The following is a 20,172-nucleotide window of genomic DNA, read 5'->3' as shown; positions in this document are numbered from 1 at the left end:
CCCGGCATATTGTACCTTAATTAGACAGAGAAAAACAGTTCTAGTTCATATGAGATATTATATGATTTACGTATCCATAACTGAATTCAATTCAGATGTTTCATTTTTGATTTTGGGTGTTGAATGAAGAATAATTCGTACGAGTAATCCCCCATCAGGATTATTTAAAGCCATAATTTCACCCTGGTGTAATTGAATTGCGCGAAAAGCGATGGCTAATCCTAAGCCATATCCACCTGTTTTTTTTGTTCTTGACGTGTCCACACGATAAAATGGATTAAATATTCTCTCTAGCTGGTCTTCAGGTACGCCCGGACCTTTATCACTAATATCAATATATACATGTTCTTTAGTTTTATCGTATTTTAATGAAACAATAACTTGTTCGCTGGCAGGCGAGTAATGTAGTGCATTGCGAACTACATTTTCTATTGCTCTGTGAATCAGACGTTCATCGATTAATATACAACAGGGCTCAATTATTCCTGCTTTGACGCGATGTGTTTCTTCTCCAACTTCATAATTGGCATCGTTAATGACATTAAATAAAAGAGTAGAAAGATCAATTTCGTTTAAATTGAGATCAGTTGTTGATTTTTCCAAGCGAGCAAATTCCAGTATTTCTGTAATTAAAGCATTTAATCTGGAACATTCAAGTTCCATGCGCTTAAATTCAGTATCTGCCAAATGGAGTGTTTTATTTCGTCCTAATTCAATAGCAATTTGTAGGCGAGCAAGAGGGGAGCGCAATTCATGTGAAATATCTTGTAACAATCTTTCTTTTGAGCTAACTAGTGTTTCCAGTTGCTCTGCCATACGATCAAATTCATGGCTTAATTGAGCTATTTCATCATTATGATGCCCTCTTAAATGACCAACACGTGTATTTAACTTTCCAGTAGCAATTGATTTAGCTGCCAGCCCCAAAGATCGTAACGGTTGAGTTAAATATCGTGATAATAAATAACAAATAAGACCGCTAATAAACGTTGCTAAGGTGAGGCGAATAGCAAGGCCAGCCCAAGGAACACTGACAAAATGATAGATGGGTTTTTCACTTACTGCAGCAAGCCGGTAAAATTTTCCTGAAGTTGATAAGATTTCATGACTAACAATAAGTTTCTCTGATTTTAAAATACCTTCACTCAGCTGATCCTGGAGTAGATTTTCTGCAACTTTTTTTACATTTTCTGGTGCAGCTTGTGTGCCAATAATTTCACCAGTACTGGTTAACAAATAAATTGACATATGGCGTGAAATACCAATTTTATTCAACCATTTTAATAATGCAGTTTGTCTTCCTGATTCATAGGTTGCAACCGCCGCATTTGCATAGCTATCCATAAATAATTGTTCTTGGGCGGGTAATGATGATTTGTGTACAATGTAACTGATTATCCAGGCGGTAGTGAAAATAATAAGTATTGTGGCTAGCCAAAATGAAATAAAAATTTTCCAATACAAACTACGCATTAAACATATATCCAAATCCACGAACGGTCTTAACTATAGGCTCACCTTGTGGGTTATCACCTAATTTATTTCTTAAGTTACTGATGTGAACATCGATGCTACGATCATAGGCAGTGTATTTTCTGCCAAGAGCATATTCAGTAAGTTCTTCTTTTGAAAATGCTTGTCCTGGTGATTTAATAAGCATCTCTAAAATATTAAACTCAGCGTTTGTGAGTTCAAGATAATTTCCAGCCATAGTTACATGACGCTTGGAACAGTCAACTACAATATTATGTTGTTCGATGATAGGTCTTGAAGTAGGAATTTTTTGTGTACGTCTTAAAATTGCTCGTAAACGCGCTACCAGTTCCCGTGGATTACATGGTTTGGGTAAATAATCATCTGCGCCTATTTCCAGACCTACAATACGATCTATATCATCACCCCGAGCGGTTAACATGAGGACAGGAGTTTCCAAATGTTCACGAATAGCCTTTAATACCTCAAAGCCGTTTAGCTTAGGTAACATAACATCAAGAATTATTGCATCAAAAGACTGATTTAAGGCTTTTTTTACCCCGCTTTCACCATCATGAACACAAACAGCATGGAAACCCTCAGGTTCCAGATATTGGGTTAATAAATCGGTCAACTCTATATCGTCATCAATTATGAGAATATTACCATTCATGATTCATTATGCCTTGCGTTTATCAATACATTCCATCAACTTGATTCTTCTGGCATCTGCATTGATAATCCTAAACTCAAAAGAATCAATTGTAATGGTTTCCCCTCGTGAAGGTAAACGACCAAAACTATTCATTACAATGCCACCTATTGTATCATAAAATTCATCACTAAAATCTGCTTGAAGTTGCTCATTAAATTCATCAATAGGCATATGGGCTTTAACAATATAGTGTCCGTCTTCATGTACTTTAATGTAGGCATCTTCATCGATATCAAATTCATCTTCGATATCGCCAATTATCTGTTCGATAATGTCTTCAATGGTTACAAAGCCTGAAACTTCGCCATATTCGTCTACAACAATAGCCATGTGATTTTTATTACTGCGGAACTCACTGAGTAAGCTGTCTAAGCGCCTACTTTCAGGAACAAAAGTAACCTGACGACAAATATCCAGCAAATCAAAGGTGCCAAGGTTAGTAGATTGATAGCGTAATAAATCTTTTGCATGCAATATCCCAATGATTTCATCTGAATCTCCAGCGATCACGGGGAATCTTGAATGACCAGTTTGGGTCACTGTTTTGATAATATCGCCGAATTCATCATCTTGTTTAATGCAAACCATTTGATTTTTTGGCAGCATGATGTCTCGGACACGCATTTTGGAGAAAGAAATAGCCCCTTCGATCATTGCTAAAGTCTCAGCACTAATAAGCGAACGAATTTGAGCATCTCTTAATAAACTTACAAGCTCCTCTTGATTTTGTGGTTCTCCTTGCAAAAACTGCTTAAACCGAGCGAACCACGTATTACTATCTTCCTCTTTATTCAAGTTCATTACCCTCTGCGTCATAAGGATTAGAAAATCCAAGTTCAGCTAATAATTTAATTTCAATAGCTTGCATTATGACTGATTCATCATCCTTAATATGATCATAGCCCAATAAATGCAAGATTCCATGAATCAAAATCAATGCCCAATGTGATTCCAGCGTTTTTTTAAGTTGCTTGCTTTCTTCTAACAAGACTTGCGGACAAATAATAACATCACCTAATAAAGGGCATTCCAATTGAATTTCAGGTGGTAAAGCACTCGGAAATGCCAACACATTGGTCGTTTTATTTTGCTTTCTGTATGTACCGTTTAAGTGGATCATTTCGTCTGGTGTAACCAAACGAACAGTGAGTTCAGCTTCTTTTTGATAATCCCGTAAAGCCAGTGATGCCAAACGTGTTAATTCTTCTTCACTGAAAGGTAGGGGTTCATCAGTGGCATTTTGAATATCGATATAATAACTCATTATTTTTTTCCTGTTGATGCGTTATCATAGCAATCAACAATTTTAGATACTAACGGATGTCTTACTACTTCACGGCTTGTGAAAGTATGAATACTAATTTCCGGTATTTTTTTGAATAATCCTACTGCATGGGCGAGTCCCGAATCAATACCTTTTGGCAAATCAACCTGGGTCATATCCCCGGTTATTACAGCTTTTGAGCCAAAACCTATACGAGTTAAAAACATTTTCATTTGCATAATGGTTGTATTTTGTGCTTCATCAAGAATAATAAATGACTCATTTAAAGTTCTACCACGCATGAACGCCAATGGTAAAACTTCGATAATATCTGTTTGAATCAGTTTTTGTGTTTCTTTAAAACCTATCATTTCATATAATGCATCATAAATGGGTCTCAAATAGGGAAGTACTTTTTCTACTAAATCTCCTGGAAGAAACCCTAGTTTTTCTCCAGCTTCAACTGCTGGTCTTACAAAAATCAATCTTTGAACTTCACCCTTTTCAAAACATTGTATGGCTTTAGAAACAGCCAAATAAGTTTTTCCAGTTCCAGCAGGACCAACAGCAAAGGTTATGTCAGATCGGTCAATTGCATCGAGAAAATCAGCTTGTTTGTTATTTCGCGCCGCAATTGATTTTCGACATAATTTAACATGATGAACATTATGAATCATTATTTTTTGGTTTTCCTCAACAAAGTAATATATATTATGAGTATAGTATTTATTATACTTTTGACCGTGCAATGATGTATAGGCACACAAGAATAGTGCAGAAAGCTCATCTTCTGCAAGATTTATGCTACAATCAATTTTTTTGATATAACACTAATTCATGATCGATCTTCACTGCCATAGCAATTTTTCTGACGGAGCTTTAAGTCCCGCAGAATTAATACAAAAAGCCCAAAATCAAAAAATCAGATGTCTGTCGCTTACAGACCATGACACTGTCGCAGGCTATTCTGAATTATTGCAGGCTGCCTCTTCAACATCAATAAAAATAATTAATGGTATCGAGCTTAGTGTCCGATGGAAAAAGCATGAATTACACATTTTAGGTTATCACATTGATCATACTGTAGATCTTCTTGAACTAATCGAACGACAAAATCAAAGCAGGGTAGTACGGGCCCAACAAATTGGAGCAGTATTAGCGTCACTCGGTATTTCAGATGCTTATTTAAAAGCATGCGAATTAGCGGGCCATGATCGAGTGGGAAGGCCTCATTTTGCGAGGCTTCTTGTTAATGAAGGTAAAGCTCCTGATCTTAGTACTGCATTTAAACGGTTTCTAGGTAGAGGTAAATTAGCCTATGTTCCTACTCCCTGGATTAGCATTCAGGAAGCAATAGAGGGTATTATTGCTGCAAATGGCCAGGCAGTTATCGCTCATCCGCTTAAATACGGATTGACGCGTTCCAAATTGCATGAGTTAATTAACGAATTTAAAGCAACTGGTGGAGTAGGAATAGAAGTGGTTTCAGGTGAAATGACAGTAACTGAAGTGAATGAATTGGCCGCTACATGCCTAAGATTCCATTTGTTGGCTTCTTCTGGTTCAGATTATCATGGTGATACGTCTTCGCGCGTGAACCTTGGAAGTCAAAAACAGCTACCGGTTAACTGTACACCTATTTGGCATGAATGGAACATCTAACAGGGGACTTTATGAGTCAGTTTTTTGCATTACATCCCGATAATCCGCAAGCTCGTTTGTTGAGGAAGGCGGTGAATATTATTGAGGACGGCGGGTTAATTGTTTATCCTACAGACTCAGGTTATGCCTTGGGTTGTGGATTAGGTAATAAAGCAGCACTTGAACGTATTAGAAGATTGCGCCAATTGGATAAAAATCATAATATGACTCTTGTTTGCCGTGATTTATCTCAGCTTGGTACTTATGCCAGAGTATCTAATCCAATATTCCGATTATTGAAAGCATTCACCCCAGGTTCTTATACTTTTATTCTTAATGCAACCCATGAAGTGCCTCGTTTAATGTTGCATCCAAAAAGAAAAACTCTAGGATTACGTATTCCAGATAATACGATTACCCTTGCATTGTTGGAGTGTCTTGAGGCTCCTTTAATGAGTACTACTTTAATTCTTCCTGGTGCTAAGGCCCCACTGAGTGAACCTGAAGCGATCCGCGATATTTTGGGAGAGCAAATCGATTTGGTTATTGATGGGGGGCATTGTGGTCAAGAGCCCACAACAGTAGTTGATTTGACTGGTGATTATCCAGTGATAGTAAGAGAAGGTAAAGGTGATCCTGAACCCTTCAGGTAAGTTAATTTATTTATAAAGAGGATATTGATGTCAGCATTATTTAGTTCCAATAAACGAGTTGTTTCTGGAATGAGAGTCAGTGGCAGATTACATCTTGGACACTACCATGGTGTAATAAAAAATTGGATTAAATTACAACATCAATATGATTGCTTTTTTTTTGCAGCGGATTGGCATGGTTTAACAACACAATATGATGAGCCTGGTTTTATAGAGGAACATCTATGGGATATGATTGTGGATTGGCTGGCTTGTGGAGTGAATCCCGGCTTATCACGAATATTTATTCAGTCCTGGGTCCCTGAGCATGCTGAACTGCATTTACTTTTATCTATGATTACTCCTTTGGGATGGTTAGAGAGGGTGCCTAGTTTCAAAGATCAGCAAGAAAAACTAAAAGAAAAGGACTTATCAACGTATGGTTTTTTAGGCTATCCCTTGTTACAAAGCGCTGATGTTCTGATTTACCATGCCGATTACGTTCCTGTTGGTGAAGATCAGGTATCTCATATTGAACTTACCAGAGAAATTGCGCGAAGGTTTAATCATATCTATGGCAAGGAACCTAATTTTGAAGAATTAGCATCTGAAGCAATTAAAAAAATGGGAAAAAAGAACAGTAAATATTATAGTGAGTTACGTCGACAGTTTCAGGAGCATGGAAATCATGAAGCGATTAAAACAGCACAAGCTCTTTTAGAAGATCAATCTAACTTGTCTATTGGTGATAAAGAGCGTCTATTAGGTTATTTAGAGGGTAGTGGTAAAATTATTCTACCCGAACCTTATCCATTACTTACAGAAACTGCAAAAATGCCTGGTCTTGACGGACAAAAAATGTCTAAGTCCTACCACAATACAATTATGCTCAGAGAGCCGCCTGCTCAGGTTGAGAAAAAGGTATTGACTATGCCAACTGATCCTGCTCGAGTCAAACGAACTGATCCTGGTGAGCCTGAAAAATGTCCAGTTTGGCAATTCCATAAAATTTACTCAAATAATGAAGTGAAAGATTGGGTACAAAAAGGATGTCGCACTGCTGGAATTGGTTGCATCGAATGTAAAAGACCGGTTGTGGACGCGATCAACAAAGAATTACAACCCATTCAGGAATCAATTGCTGAATATGAATCTGATTTAAGTTCAGTAAAACGAATTGTTTCTGAAGGCAGCGAGTCGGCGCGAGAAGTGGCTTGTAAAAATTTGAGTACAGTTCGGGAAGTTATGGGACTCGATTATTAATGCTCGATTGTTCTATGATTATTTTTAAAAGCAAGCCTGGACTAAATATTGTATCGTCCGGGTTTTGGTTTATTTCCCATTAGGTTTATAAATGCGTGTTCGATCTTTAAAGGTATATCTATGAAGAATCTAATAAGAATGAGTTATTAGCATGGATATTGAATTATCAAGTCAATCGGAAGTAAAAGCAGTAGTTGATGGTAAGGAGCTTACAGAGTTTCCGGATGATTTATTCATTCCCCCCGATGCACTTGAGGTATTGCTAGACTCCTTTAGCGGTCCACTCGATTTGCTTTTATATCTCATTCGCAAACAGAATATTGATATATTGGATATTCCGATTGTAAGTATTACTAAGCAATATTTGCACTACATTCAATTAATGGAATGTAGGCGCTTGGAGTTAGCTGCTGATTATTTATTGATGGCGGCAATGCTTGCAGAAATCAAATCGCGTCTGTTATTACCGTCCCCTGCTGTAAATGAGGAAGATGAGGAAGAGGATCCTCGTATGAGCCTCGTACGGAAACTTCAAGCGTATGAACAAATTAAAATTGCAGCGGAATTGCTTGATGCTCTTCCGCGACAAGAACGAGATCATTTTATTATTCAAGTAAATCCCTCTGAATTTGAGCAAATAATAATTCATCCTGAAGTGACTCTTGAGGATTTAGTTGAAGCCATGAAATCATTATTACAACGAGAAGAGCACACAAGCCATCATCAGGTCTCGAGGGAGGCGCTCTCTGTGCGTGAGCGCATGAGTAACATTTTGTTACTACTCCAGGAACACAATGTTTTAGAATTTAATCAATTATTTTCTATTAAAGAGGGACGCGTTGGGTTAGTTGTTTCCCTATTAGCTATTTTAGAATTAGCAAGACAATCGCTCATTGTAATTACCCAAAATGAAGCATTTTCGCCAATACATTTACGAGCAGCATAAGATGGACGAAAAAGAACTAAAAAACATAGTTGAGGCAATACTATTAAGTGCTAATGAACCGATCTCTTTGGATGGGCTATTAGAGGTTTTTGATGAATGGCAAAGACCTACTAAAGAACATTTGGGTATTATTATTAATGACTTAAAAGAGGACTTTCTATCTCGATCATTTGAAGTTGTTCAAGTAGCGACTGGGTTTATCATACAGACCAAAAAAGAATATAGTAACTGGATTGCACGCATGCAAATTGAAAAACCAGCTAAATATTCTCGGGCTTTACTTGAAACTTTAGCTATTATTGCTTATAAGCAACCAGTTACTCGAGCAGATATAGAAGAGATACGTGGTGTTGCAGTAAGCAGTCAAATAATAAAGACATTGTTGGAAAGAGAATGGATTCGTGTTTCTGGTTATAAAAATGTTGCGGGTAAGCCCGCTGTATATACAACTACACGAGAATTTTTAAATTATTTTAATTTAAAATACTTAAATGAACTTCCAACCTTACCCCAGGTTATGGAAACATTGAACTTACATAATCCTAATGAAGAGTATATTACTGAATGAGCAGCGAAAGGTTACAAAAAATATTAAGCCAGGCTGGCCTTGGTTCCCGACGTGAAATGGAGCGTTGGATAGAAAATGGTTGGGTTCAAGTTAATGGAAAACCAGCAAAAATAGGTGATTCGGCAGGGGCTGAGGATAAAATTACGGTAAAAGGAAAACTAATCCCTAATCCACTTAAAATAAGACAAAATATTCGTATTCTGCTTTATCATAAACCTGTAGGTGAAATCTCAAGCCGCCATGATCCTAAATTTGAAAAAACAGTTTTTGATCATCTGCCTCATTTACGACAGGGGCGTTGGGTTCAGGTAGGGCGTCTGGATTTGAATACATCAGGGTTACTTATCTTTACCAATAATGGTGATTTAGCCAATCAATTAATGCATCCAAAATATGGATTAGAAAGAGAGTATGCGGTTAGAGTTCACGGCCAAATTAGTCCTGATGCTTTAAATAATCTTCAAAAGGGTGTTGAGTTAGAAGATGGAGTGGCTAAGTTTACTCGTGTGGAGTTTCGTGGTGGAGAGGGAGCGAACTCTTGGTATCATGTAACTTTAAATGAGGGCCGTAATAGAGAAGTACGACGCTTATGGGAATCACAAGGTTTAGAGGTTAGTCGATTAATTCGAATTCGCTATGGCGTATTAGCAATGCCAAGATATTTATCACGTGGACAGTGTTACGAATTAACTCCTAAAGAAGTAACTGAGTTTTTAGCTTCGTTGCCTAAAGAATAATTGATATTAAAAAAACCGTAGCCAAGGTGCAGCGAAATAAACCCGGTGGTCTTGGAATGATTAAAAACCTGGCTCTAATGCGCTGCGTTCAGGCTACAATACTGATTATTAGGCTGTATATTTTTTCTTGCCGAATGGTTTCAGTGATTCTGCAATCTGCTTATACAATTCAGGAAGCCATCTAGGTTGAGCAAAAGTAGAGGTAGACGGTTTGCTCTTACGCAGATCATTGGGTGCGATAATTACCTGAATATGACTCAGACCAACACGGCGCGCTAAAATAAAAAGTTGATCTATAGCAAGATCGCCTACAGCTAAACAGCCTACGGATAAGTCCTTTCCATGAATAAAAATATTATTACCTAGATTGGTTCTCCCATCCTGATAACCTTTTTGTCTATCGAAGTTGTTGGGATAATTAATCATCATTGATAAATGCATGCTGCTAAAAGGATTAAAGTTAACCAGTCTATAAACACCCTCAGGAATTTGCTTGTCATTTTCACGCAACTTAGGCCCTAACCGGCCACTAAATCCAGTTAAAGGATAATCGTGGATATGTTTCCAGATTTGATTAGAATTTTTAGCCCAGAGTTCCACCTTTCTTTCTGATTTAAATGCGAGCAACGCGATATCACGTGGAGGATAACTTACTCCTGCTTTGGAGAAATATGATTTAAGTCGGGGCTCAACGCGTAAGCCATAACGTTTTATTGCTTTATCAACTGCTTGATCCCAATCCAGTTTAGGAGCCATAGCATAGCAATTGAAACTGAAAATCATTATGACAAAAGCAAATAACTGTTTCATATAAATAGTAAAGTGGTGGGTTGTTGAAATCTTATCAAATATTAATTCAAAGAACAATTTAACCTAAGAGTAAAAATAAACCCGGATTATGCGCTTACATATCCTTATACATTCCGTCTTAAGGACCGTATCAATGATTTAACTTTTATTTTTTTGTTTCAATAGAATTTGTTTTTTTACAGGTAAGGATAATTGTGTTGTAATGAAATCTGGGCTTGCAGCTAAATGTCCTACAGACGGTACTAGACCATAATGATTAGGACAGAGATAGTTTACTGAACTGTCTTGATCAATTTTATAAAAAATATACTTACTCTCACAATACTCAGGTTTGTCAAAGAGAGCTACTTGTATTATGGGTGTCCCTTCCATCTTATTCTCTATAAAAAAGGCATTAATCCAAAGATTGCTAATAACCACACATGCACCTACGACTAAAAGTGAGTTAATAAATGTGCTGGTGTATTTGAAAGCTGGACCGTTAATACTCAAATGTGACATGACATGTATCAAGGATAGGACCAATATGAGTAAATTAAATGAATATACTCCTGCATTAAGATAGCCAAAATACGTTCCAAAAATTTGATTTCCCGAGAATTGGAAATGAATGAGCGCAGCAATAAGGCTAAGCCAAAGCGCTGAAATGATGTGCTCAATAGCCTTTTTTTTAGTTCCAATAATAAAGAGTACTAGAGCAATTAATGGAAAAAGACATTGGATTAATTTTCCCAGTGCATACATTGGAGTCATACTCTCAAAATTAAATGGTCTTTAGTTTAAAGCTAAGTAGTTATAACAGTATTTTTATATATGTATATATAATGGTTAACCTGAATATGGTTTGATAAAGGCCAGAATCAAAGTCTTATTTCTAACAGCGCTACTCCTCAGATAATTCCGGTCAGAATACCAATTTTACGAAGACATAATAATTTCTTAATTTTTATTAGCTAATATTAAAACAGGCGTGCTTGTTATTTAAACACATGTGCTCATGAATGTAACGTTTTAAGTTGGTTGTAGTCCAAGAGGTAAATCATGATAGAGCGTAGAGAAGGTTTATATAATCGAATTGCGGACGCATTTGACCCTAAAAGCCAAATGAATAGAGATAAACGCATGGATCTTTTACTGTCCGCACTCTATGAACTCAATGAAGCCACAAAAAAAGAATCGAACGAAACCTATCAAAAAGAGTTGAGCACAGCAATCCAATCAGAAGTAGATAAAGCAGTTACAACGGCTACAGCGGATGCAATTGCCAGGAAACAGGCATCGGGTGACACATCTGAATTAACAGAAGAAGAGAAGGCCTCAATTGAGTCCAAAGAAAGGACAAAAATAATACGTAATAAAGAGAAGCAAATAGCTGAAAACTTAATGTCTATGATAAAAAGCACCGCTAATTCAGAAAATGAAGATATTCAAGCAGCACGAGGTGTCTTGACGGAAGTTATGAGAGAACCAGAAGCCTATGGGCTCAGTTCCAAAATGAGACCTTTGCTCGCCAAATTATATGGAACGGATACCGTTTCTATTATCCCAAAGCACAATCCAACTGCAGTAGAAACAGAATCGGCACATTGGTATGCAGGAAAATATATAGAAAAAAAATTTGCTCAGACGCCCGAAAATTTACTCTCAGCAGAGTTTACGTATCTTGTTATGTCAAGGATTCGGAATATTTATAAGAAATTTGAAGAGAGAGTTGAACAAAGTGTGCTAACTAGATTATCAAAAGAGGCAGGGGTCACGCAAGATGATATTCCACCGGACATTATCGATAAGACTGTAAAAAAGGATTTAAATGAATATTTGAGATGTTCCAAAGCCTTATTGGAAAAAAATCCAGGAATTAGTGAAGAGTATAAAAAATGTAAACAGGAAGAGTCTCAAAATCACGCATCTATTGCATTAGGAGAAATCAAATCATTAATAGAAACTGTTCCATGGGAGCTGGGCATATGGGGAAGCAAAGCAAAGATTAAGGTTGATGGAGTGGACAAACAAATACCTAGTCATATGAAGCAAATATACGATAAAGTCGTGTATGCAGAAAATCATCCAGAAGCAGCCCTGAGGATGTTAGATGAAATACATACGATTTCCCAAGAAGCGCTTCAGGATAAACCTAAATTATTTAGTAGCTTTAGGGAGCGTTATCAGTCAACGACAAAAGCATATGAGGAAATTGAAAAGCAAAGTGATTTTAAATTGCATTAAAAATATCTGTAGATAATTGATTTAATATATACAGGCTCAATAAAAGGCGGGTTATTACTGGGTAAAAGTTGCAAGGGACGCTTATTTTTCTTTGATAAGGGTCAGGTAAGGCTGTGTTGGATATATTGTTGTCTTAATCATAGTGTCTGGAAGTTTGATCTGTTTGATTTCAAAAGGATGTATCCCTTTAAACATATAATCCAATGGATTAATTAAATTGGGAAAATAGCCCAAATTATTCTTTAGCTTGTTCGCGCGACTCGATGGATGAATGCTGCCTATCCATAATGGCTTGTTTACGTTTGACAAATTATAATTTGACTCCCAGACTCTTAATTCAAGTCCTAACTTAGTTTGTTGATCTTTATACGTCATAATCAGCATGGGCGCTTTATTTTCATATAATTGGGTAAATAATGGAAGCTTAACACTGTTTGGTTGTTGACTCATTCGCATAAGCAAGTTGGTAAAAAATGAATCTTCGTGGGAATGCCATCCACTTTCTTCCAGGATATTTTGTAATATATCCAAATCTCCTGCGAATTGAAGATTTAAAAAACTGATTCTTTTTCCTATTCTGCTAAATTGATAAATTGGAAGAATAGGTTTTTCCTGTTCCCACCATATTCTTTCGGTCAAAGTAAATTTTTTATAATAGGGGGTATGATTATAAGATAAAGTTTTAAAATTAATAAATGTGGCTATTAATGAAGATAAAAAGATACTGATAAAAAGTGGAAGAATCATTAATGATGAATGTGCCATTTTTTTCAAAGAAATATTTGATTTTCTATAACTTAAGCAATGAATTAAACAAATTGTTGTACCTAGAAGGTAGGAGGCTAAAATATCTGTGAACCAATGATCCCCTAAATAAAGAGTTCCTAAACCACTAAAGCTAAGAATTGTAAATACAATGGACTTAAGCATACCCGTAAATAAGGTATAGGTTTTATTTATATAAAACAAAATAAATCCGTACAACGCAGTAGCAATCAGTAGGTTAATCGCAGGAAAAGAAGAGCCTGGCATAACAACTAACAGGCCCGGGGGCCTGGGACTATTAACAAGGTAAGTAAGTGCTAGAGCTATAAAGCTACTAAAAAAAATCAAACTGCATAAATGAATAACTGCCACTCTATTTTTATTATAAATAAACCAGCAACAACATATAATAAAAAGAGTGAGTAGCGTTAGTGTAGATGTTAATTGAGTGCAACAGATAAAAAATATTCTTAGTATTGGGGTATTAAAACTTTGTAAAAGCAAATGAGTCGGAAGATTAATAAAAGCAAGGAACTGTGTCGTAACGGTTAATCCTAAAAGAATAAGGAACAAAAGCAGGCACAACAGAGTTATTAGTACAATAGAAGCAGTATGATAATGATTCGCTTCATCTTGTGGCGTAAACGCATCATATACATAAACCAAAAGTGAATTATTTTTTAGTTTTAGCCAGAAATTATGTAAATAGACTTTTAAAAAAGAGCTTACTAACCTAATCAACCATTTTATAAATATGCTAAATAACCAAATTCCAGCGAGCAAAATAAGGATTAATAAAAATAAACGCGTCGCACTTTCTGTGGATAACTCGTGACTGGCTGCTCCTATTACAACCCCCGGCATTATATACAAAATAGACCAACCAATTGCAGATATAACATTTGCTACAAAAAAACGCCATTGCTTCATATGCATTATTCCAGCAATAACTGGAATAATTGAGCGTAAGGGGCCAACAAAACGACCAATTAATACGCTTTTTCCACCATGGGTTTCAAAAAAATCTTTGCCATATTGTATCCATTTGGGGTACTTACTAAACGGCCAAATTTCAAGCAATCGATCACTATAATAATAACCCAGTAGGTAACTTAGACTATCGCCGGCAACCGCACCTAAAATCGCTGCTAATAATGTAAGATCAATACGCATAATTCCTGAGCCAGCAAGTATTCCTATGGCAGTCATTGTGACACTACCAGGTACAATACTACCTACAATTGCCAAAGACTCAGTTAAGGAAATAAGAAATGTGATGAATAAAGACCAGTGAGGGTTTTGTTGCAACCAGTTAGTCAGTGGCTGTACATAGTCTACGAACAAGTTCATATTTTTTCAGGGATAAAATTGTTGCAGAAAATATTGCACAAAATGCCGATTGACTGTATCCATTTGTACCGCAGGAACAAAATGGCTTATTTGAGTCATTTCCATTTTTTCAAATCCACAAGGATTTATTCCTGAGAAAGGTTTTAAGTCCATATCGACATTGAGAGCAATTCCATGATAAGTACAGCCGTTTTTTACTCTTAAGCCTATTGAAGCTATTTTTTGCTCATTTACGTAGACCCCAGGTGCGCCGCAACGAATAGAAGCTTCTATTTGATAAAGTGCAAGAACGGATATTAATACCTGTTCCAATTTACCAACCAAGGATCTTATTCCTAAATTTTTTCTTCTAATATCCATTAAAACATAGGCAACGAGCTGGCCTGGTCCATGATAGGTTACTTGCCCTCCGCGATCAGATTGTACCACAGGTATGGACGCAGGATTTAGTATATGTTCGGGCTTTCCCGCCTGTCCTTGAGTATAAACTGGAAAATGTTCTAAAAGCCAAAGCTCATCTTGAGTAGTTTCTTCGCGCTTTTGTGTAAATTCCTTCATTAGCAGCCAAACATCATTGTAGTTTTGAATACCTAGCTGTCGTATTTTCATTATAGAACCATTTTTACTTCTGGATGCTGAGTAATGGCTCTATAAAATACGTCAAGCATGTCTTGATTTTCAGCAAAAACGGTGACTGTGATTGCTAAATAATTAGAGTCTTTACTCATTTTATGAGTCAGTGCATCTTCCTTAATATGAGGAAAGTGAGTGACGGCAATTTGTCTGATTTCTTCAAGAAAAACGGGCGAATTATTCCCTATTATTTTTATAGGAAAGTAACAGGGAAATTCGATTAAAGTCGTTTTTGTCATCCTTAAATCCTATCAAGTCTTAGGAGCCAAACCAGCGCTTAAAGGCCAAACGTATAGAGTCTTTGCTTCGTGTATAAAAACCACCTGACTCGACACCTTGCAGGGCATATAATGGTCGAGTTGATACGATATTATTATCAAATTGAACCACTAAATCACCTATCTTATCACCTTTCTTAATGGGTGCTTCAAGGAAGGACGGAATTTTAGTGGAAATATTAAGGCGTTGATATTGACCAGTGGGAATAGTGATGTATTGGTCTTCATTTAAGCCCACACTTACTTTATCAACTTGTCCTTTATAAAGAGGAAGCTCTGAGATTGACTGGCCTGACTTGTAGAGTTGGTGCGTTTCAAAAAATCTGAAGCCATAATTTAGTAATTTTTCACTATCATCTGCACGGGAAGAATCACTTGGTTCGCCAAGGACTACCGCCAGTAAGCGCATATTGTCACGTTTTGCAGAAGATACCAGACAGAATCCTGCTTCGTTTGTATGACCAGTTTTTATGCCATCTACTTGATTATCACGCCACAACAAGCGATTTCTGTTAGGTTGACGGATACCATTGTAGGTAAACCATTTTTGTTTATACCACTCATAGTATTGTGGGAAGTCAATAATTAATGCTCTACCAAGAATCGCTAAGTCTTTCGCTGTAGTATATAAATTAGGGTCGGGTAAACCAGTGCTATCAGTAAAATGGCTGTTTTTCATTCCAAGGTTTTGAGCTTGTTGATTCATAAGATCAGTGAATGAGTTTTCAGTTCCCCCAACATGTTCTGCCATGGCAACACAGGCATCATTCCCTGAGTCAACAATGATCCCCTTAAGCAAGTCTTCTACAAGAACTTGTTGGCCTTCTTTGATGAACATGCGTGAACCACCTATTTTCCATGCATCACGGCTCACTCGTACATTATCGGTAAGATGGATTTGCTCATGATGAAGTGCATTCGATATAACATATAAAGTCATCATTTTAGTTAAACTGGCAGGAGGAAGACGCTCTTCACTGTTCTTTTCTGCAATGATTTTGCCGCTGTTCACATCAATCAATATGTACGCTTTTGCATTAAGAATTGGAGGTGAAGGAGTAACTAAAGGCTTATTTGTAACTGTTGGGGAAGGTCTTCCTAGGTCTGCAATAGGTTTATTAGGTAACGAACCTTCATCTGCCATAGAATTAGTTGACTGTACAAATAAAGTAATGAGAAACAGCGTAGTTAATAAAATAGACGTTATTCTTGTCATGTTGTTACCTAGTCCAATTGCAAAAAATGTGAATATAGTATCACAGCCTTTTGCCAGCAACAAAATAGCAGATGAAAAATAATGAAATTTTTTTCAAGTTAAAATAAATCTTCGAAATTATGTGATATTTCTGTATATTAGCCAGAAAACAATTATTCAAAATTGGAAAATATGCGAAAGATACTTATTGCTGTGACAATTTTATTGGCAGGATGCCAAACTACAAATCAACCCGTTGATTCTTCAACATCGGGAACAAAAAAGTCTACACGACAAGTAACTCAAAGTACGAATAATTCAATATATAATCGTTACAAAAATAAAACAAATAGATATACCCAACGTCAAGATGGGGCACCCGCTAAATTGAAAAACATTAGTTTTAAAGAGCCTGTTCCTTCCAAAGAACCTTTAAGTCGATATGGTAATATATCTGAATATTCTGTTGATGGACGCTCCTATCAAGTGATGAAAAGCTCAACAGGATATAAAGCAAGAGGTATTGCTTCCTGGTATGGAACAAAATTTCACAAACAAAGAACTTCCAGTGGCGAACCTTATAACATGTATGTAATGTCTGCCGCACATAAAACGTTACCTTTACCAACTTATGTAAAAGTTAAAAATTTGAATAATGGAAAGGTTGCAATCGTTAAAGTAAACGATCGTGGCCCATTTCATTCTAATAGGATTATCGATTTGTCCTATGCCGCAGCTTTAAAACTCGGAGTATTTCCCAAAGGAACAGCTCCTGTTGAAATTGAAACGTTAATGGGACCCGCTGGAAAAGCACATTATTATCTTCAGGCCGGTGCTTTTACAACGGAAGCCCTGGCAACACGTTTAAAAGAAAAATTAACTCATATTACTCCATCCCCGGTGTATATCGAGCACTATAAGCAACATTATATTGTGCGAGTAGGACCATTTGGTTCAAAAAATATGGCTGATAGTTTGAAACACAAATTAGCGCTTAATGGAGTGAGAGGCTCTTTTTCCGTTTTAATTTAGGTTGTTATGGAATTATTAATAGCTTATTCGTGGATTAATGGATAAAATTATCGAGGCAAATTTCCAAAACATTAGAATTATTAGGGCCTGTCTACAATTCGCTATTTTTGGCTAGGAAAATAGTTGTAACTGGATCCTATAAAAATATAGCTTTATGAAGCACAATATGCCTATTTTTTGAATTCAATTTTCTTATTTTATTGCGCTTTATCAGAGCTACAATTTTCAAAATAAGGTTGGTTATATTTAATTTTGAGGTACTTAATCAATGCATGAAAGCTCTGTATTTTATACAATATTCTTAATCTTCGCAGGCGCTGCATTTCTTTCAACCTTGGTTCTTTATACCAAACAATCATTGTTGGTTGCTTATATTCTTCTTGGAGCAGTTTTTGGACCATGGGGATTAAAGCTTGTATCTGATGTGACTATTGTCAAACAAATTGGTGATATTGGAATAGTCTTCTTATTATTTCTACTCGGACTGCACTTACAACCCCAAAATCTCGTCCACATGTTAAAGAAGGTTACATGGATTGCTTTGGTTAGTTCAGTTCTTTTTGCTGTAACTTCATATTGGATTAGCAGGCTTTTTGGTTTAAGTGTGACTGAATCATGGATTGTGGGTTGTGCAATGATGTTTTCAAGCACAATTATTGGCTTGAAATTATTACCAACGACTATCTTGCACCATCAGCATACTGGTGAAGTAATGATTAGCGTGTTATTAATGCAGGACGTTATTGCAATTATCGTGCTGATCTTAATTCATGGAGCGCAACAAACAGGTGGCTTCTCGATAGATGATATCATTTTAGTGGGTATAGATTTACCAGCATTAATTCTTTTTGCTTTTACCGTTGAAAAATATGTTTTGATCCGATTACTGGCACGTTTTGATAGAACTCAGGAATATGTATTTCTTTTATCAATTGGTTGGTGTTTGGGGATGTCTGTTCTTGCACAAAAAATAGGTCTTTCTGAAGATATTGGTGCTTTCCTAGCTGGGGTAGCTCTGGCAGCAAGTCCTATTTCTCTTTTTATTGCTGAGAGCCTAAAACCCCTAAGAGATTTTTTTCTGGTGATGTTTTTCTTTTCAATCGGAGCGACTTTTAATTTTGGTCTAGCGCAGCAAGTGATTATTCCTGCGCTTATTTTGTCTCTTTTAGTTTTACTATTTAAACCGGTTCTATTTTATTTGCTTCTTGGTAAATCCGGTGAAAAAAAACATGTGGCAAAAGAGGTGGGCATTCGTTTGGGACAAGCGAGTGAATTTTCCTTACTTGTTGCCAGCATTGCTTTGAGTACTGGGCTTATTTCGGATAAAGCGTCTAATTTAATTCAAGCAACTACCATTTTAACATTTATTGTTTCATCATATTTTGTTGTACTGAAATACCCAACCCCGATAGCACTCTCTGATAAAATGCGTAAGGATTAAATAATGAAATTATTAGTTATATTATTGTGTTTATTGAGTGAACGCTTTTTGATTCACTCTGTTTCGTACCAACGTTTTTATTGGTTTCCTGATTACTGCCAAAAAATAAAAATGATCACCAATAAACACGGTTCTAACCCCTGGGTCCTGTTGACTTTAATAATAGTTCCTATTGTATTGCTTGTATCGATAATTTACCTATTGTTGGATCACCTCGTATTTGGCTTGATAGGGTTTCTTCTAAGCCTCATAATTTTCTTTTATTGCCTAGGCCCTCAAAATGTCTTTTATCCTATCGTACAATCAGATATTAAGACGAATCAGGAACTTGTGGGAGACTATTTTATTTTAGTCAATAGACAATTATTTTCTCTTGTATTTTGGTATATCATTGCTGGCCCCATTGGAGCCTTAGCTTATCGTTTAATCACTTTATGCCGTGATTTTAATTACACTAGTGTTCAGGCAAATGAAATAGCCGATTTGCTTGAATGGATACCTGCTCGATTGACCGTGTTACTTTTTTTACTTGTAGGAAATTTTCAACGCGGTTTTTCCTCGTTTACCAGTTACTTTTTTGCAAAACCTGATATGAATAATGATATGTTACGCATAGGTGGCTTGTTAGCAGTTAGAACAAATGAAACGGAAGAAATTCCTATGCCTGAAGCAGAAAGTTTGGTTGAACATGCAATTGTTGTTATGCTGGTTTTTATTGCTTTATTTACATTAATTACTTGGCTGTAGTTTTGATTTATGAGTTAGGGCCTTTTTGTCAATTCGCTAGATTATCCAAAATGGTGTGATTTTAGAGCGCCGAAACGCATCTAACATTAAGTATGTGTGTATCGGAGCACATAAAATCGTACCATTCCAAGATACTGGAATTGTCTCTAGACCCTGGTGTTTGAACTGAAGCACTTAATCTACACAATCATTTATTGCGGATACGACCTATATGAATTCTTTTTTGCGGCTGATTTGTTGCACTATAATACTAGGACTTTGTGGTTGTCAGGGATTACAACAAAATGCGTTTAGAGAGCATTCATTGGCGCAATGCAATATGACGTGTGTGCAGCATTTTGATTTTTGTAGACAAAATTGCGTTAATAATTGCCCCAATTGTTCTTATATATCACAAAGGGTTGCAGAAAAAAACTTTGCAAAATATGTGCATGGAAAAAGAGTTGAGGGTAAAAA

Annotated in this window: 21 protein-coding genes; 10 read left to right on the top strand and 11 right to left on the bottom strand. The window is 36.4% G+C overall.

Features of this window, described 5'->3' with window-relative positions:
• Window positions 1–66: 66 nt before the first annotated feature.
• The 5 genes from cpxA to FOLKNPGA_RS09915 are packed head-to-tail and all read right to left on the bottom strand — an operon-like array spanning window position 67 to window position 4,129.
• Window positions 67–1,473 (bottom strand): two-component system sensor histidine kinase CpxA, encoded by a 1,407-nt coding sequence (gene cpxA / locus FOLKNPGA_RS09935; RefSeq protein WP_182349770.1) that lies wholly within the window; start codon window positions 1,471–1,473, stop codon window positions 67–69.
• Window positions 1,466–2,146 carry a two-component system response regulator CpxR gene (gene cpxR / locus FOLKNPGA_RS09930; protein ID WP_182349769.1) on the bottom strand — a complete coding sequence of 227 codons (681 nt, stop codon included), beginning with the start codon at window positions 2,144–2,146 and terminating at the stop codon, window positions 1,466–1,468. Before cpxR ends, cpxA begins: the two co-directional genes overlap by 8 nt.
• Window positions 2,147–2,152: 6 nt before the next feature.
• Window positions 2,153–2,989, bottom strand: coding sequence for an HlyC/CorC family transporter (locus FOLKNPGA_RS09925; RefSeq protein ID WP_232891023.1), 837 nt, complete (start codon window positions 2,987–2,989; stop codon window positions 2,153–2,155).
• Complete coding sequence (gene ybeY / locus FOLKNPGA_RS09920; RefSeq protein ID WP_182349767.1) at window positions 2,976–3,452, bottom strand: rRNA maturation RNase YbeY; 477 nt, start codon at window positions 3,450–3,452, stop codon at window positions 2,976–2,978. Before ybeY ends, FOLKNPGA_RS09925 begins: the two co-directional genes overlap by 14 nt.
• Complete coding sequence (locus tag FOLKNPGA_RS09915) at window positions 3,452–4,129, bottom strand: PhoH family protein (protein WP_182349766.1); 678 nt, start codon at window positions 4,127–4,129, stop codon at window positions 3,452–3,454. The genes ybeY and FOLKNPGA_RS09915 overlap by 1 nt, the downstream gene beginning before the upstream one ends.
• A 160-nt stretch (window positions 4,130–4,289) precedes the next feature.
• On the opposite strand from FOLKNPGA_RS09915, the gene FOLKNPGA_RS09910 reads away from it, so the two are divergent.
• From FOLKNPGA_RS09910 to rluB, 6 genes are all read left to right on the top strand, one after another.
• Entirely contained in the window at window positions 4,290–5,114 is an 825-nt protein-coding gene (locus tag FOLKNPGA_RS09910; protein WP_182349765.1) for a PHP domain-containing protein, read from the top strand.
• Window positions 5,115–5,125: 11 nt separating this feature from the next.
• Window positions 5,126–5,746 (top strand): L-threonylcarbamoyladenylate synthase, encoded by a 621-nt coding sequence (locus tag FOLKNPGA_RS09905; RefSeq protein ID WP_182349764.1) that lies wholly within the window; start codon window positions 5,126–5,128, stop codon window positions 5,744–5,746.
• Between the two features lie 27 nt (window positions 5,747–5,773).
• Window positions 5,774–6,988: a tryptophan--tRNA ligase gene (locus tag FOLKNPGA_RS09900; RefSeq protein ID WP_182349763.1), complete on the top strand. Its 1,215-nt coding sequence runs from the start codon at window positions 5,774–5,776 to the stop codon at window positions 6,986–6,988.
• A gap of 151 nt (window positions 6,989–7,139) precedes the next feature.
• Window positions 7,140–7,934 (top strand): ScpA family protein, encoded by a 795-nt coding sequence (locus tag FOLKNPGA_RS09895; RefSeq protein ID WP_182349762.1) that lies wholly within the window; start codon window positions 7,140–7,142, stop codon window positions 7,932–7,934.
• Between the two features lies 1 nt (window position 7,935).
• Window positions 7,936–8,502, top strand: a complete 567-nt coding sequence (gene scpB / locus FOLKNPGA_RS09890) for an SMC-Scp complex subunit ScpB (RefSeq protein WP_182349761.1) — start codon at window positions 7,936–7,938, stop codon at window positions 8,500–8,502.
• Window positions 8,499–9,239: a 23S rRNA pseudouridine(2605) synthase RluB gene (gene rluB, locus FOLKNPGA_RS09885; RefSeq protein WP_182349760.1), complete on the top strand. Its 741-nt coding sequence runs from the start codon at window positions 8,499–8,501 to the stop codon at window positions 9,237–9,239. Before scpB ends, rluB begins: the two co-directional genes overlap by 4 nt.
• Before the next feature lie 108 nt (window positions 9,240–9,347).
• Here the strand turns inward: rluB and FOLKNPGA_RS09880 are convergent, their stop codons facing one another.
• Both FOLKNPGA_RS09880 and FOLKNPGA_RS09875 read right to left on the bottom strand, forming a co-directional pair.
• The gene (locus FOLKNPGA_RS09880; protein ID WP_370529161.1) at window positions 9,348–9,995 is read right to left on the bottom strand and encodes a murein L,D-transpeptidase family protein; all 648 of its coding nucleotides are present in this window, start codon (window positions 9,993–9,995) and stop codon (window positions 9,348–9,350) included.
• Between the two features lie 192 nt (window positions 9,996–10,187).
• Complete coding sequence (locus tag FOLKNPGA_RS09875; RefSeq protein WP_182349758.1) at window positions 10,188–10,793, bottom strand: type I secretion system protein LssZ; 606 nt, start codon at window positions 10,791–10,793, stop codon at window positions 10,188–10,190.
• A 297-nt stretch (window positions 10,794–11,090) separates the two neighbouring features.
• Here FOLKNPGA_RS09875 and FOLKNPGA_RS09870 point away from each other — a divergent pair, with 297 nt between their 5' ends.
• Window positions 11,091–12,275, top strand: a complete 1,185-nt coding sequence (locus tag FOLKNPGA_RS09870; protein WP_182349757.1) for a hypothetical protein — start codon at window positions 11,091–11,093, stop codon at window positions 12,273–12,275.
• Window positions 12,276–12,356: 81 nt separating this feature from the next.
• Here FOLKNPGA_RS09870 and FOLKNPGA_RS09865 read toward each other — a convergent pair whose 3' ends face one another.
• From FOLKNPGA_RS09865 to FOLKNPGA_RS09850, 4 genes are read right to left on the bottom strand one after another with little or no spacing between them, the layout of a single operon-like run.
• Window positions 12,357–14,390: a VTT domain-containing protein gene (locus tag FOLKNPGA_RS09865; RefSeq protein WP_182349756.1), complete on the bottom strand. Its 2,034-nt coding sequence runs from the start codon at window positions 14,388–14,390 to the stop codon at window positions 12,357–12,359.
• A 6-nt stretch (window positions 14,391–14,396) separates the two neighbouring features.
• Entirely contained in the window at window positions 14,397–14,999 is a 603-nt protein-coding gene (lipB, locus tag FOLKNPGA_RS09860; protein ID WP_182349755.1) for a lipoyl(octanoyl) transferase LipB, read from the bottom strand.
• On the bottom strand, window positions 14,999–15,262 hold the full coding sequence (locus tag FOLKNPGA_RS09855; protein WP_182349754.1) for a YbeD family protein: 264 nt from the start codon (window positions 15,260–15,262) through the stop codon (window positions 14,999–15,001). The genes lipB and FOLKNPGA_RS09855 overlap by 1 nt, the downstream gene beginning before the upstream one ends.
• A 19-nt stretch (window positions 15,263–15,281) precedes the next feature.
• Window positions 15,282–16,517: a D-alanyl-D-alanine carboxypeptidase family protein gene (locus tag FOLKNPGA_RS09850; RefSeq protein ID WP_182349753.1), complete on the bottom strand. Its 1,236-nt coding sequence runs from the start codon at window positions 16,515–16,517 to the stop codon at window positions 15,282–15,284.
• Window positions 16,518–16,688: 171 nt separating this feature from the next.
• On the opposite strand from FOLKNPGA_RS09850, the gene FOLKNPGA_RS09845 reads away from it, so the two are divergent.
• From FOLKNPGA_RS09845 to ampE, 3 genes are all read left to right on the top strand, one after another.
• Window positions 16,689–17,528 (top strand): septal ring lytic transglycosylase RlpA family protein, encoded by an 840-nt coding sequence (locus FOLKNPGA_RS09845; RefSeq protein WP_182349752.1) that lies wholly within the window; start codon window positions 16,689–16,691, stop codon window positions 17,526–17,528.
• Window positions 17,529–17,796: 268 nt separating this feature from the next.
• Window positions 17,797–18,969 carry a cation:proton antiporter gene (locus FOLKNPGA_RS09840; RefSeq protein WP_182349751.1) on the top strand — a complete coding sequence of 391 codons (1,173 nt, stop codon included), beginning with the start codon at window positions 17,797–17,799 and terminating at the stop codon, window positions 18,967–18,969.
• A gap of 3 nt (window positions 18,970–18,972) precedes the next feature.
• Entirely contained in the window at window positions 18,973–19,716 is a 744-nt protein-coding gene (gene ampE / locus FOLKNPGA_RS09835; RefSeq protein ID WP_182349750.1) for a regulatory signaling modulator protein AmpE, read from the top strand.
• Window positions 19,717–20,172 lie beyond the last annotated feature (456 nt).

The organism is Legionella sp. PC1000 (assembly GCF_014109805.1).
GTDB lineage: Bacteria > Pseudomonadota > Gammaproteobacteria > Legionellales > Legionellaceae > Legionella > Legionella resiliens.
Note: the sequence above shows the minus strand (reverse complement) of the source record. Positions and strands in the feature narration are given on the sequence as shown.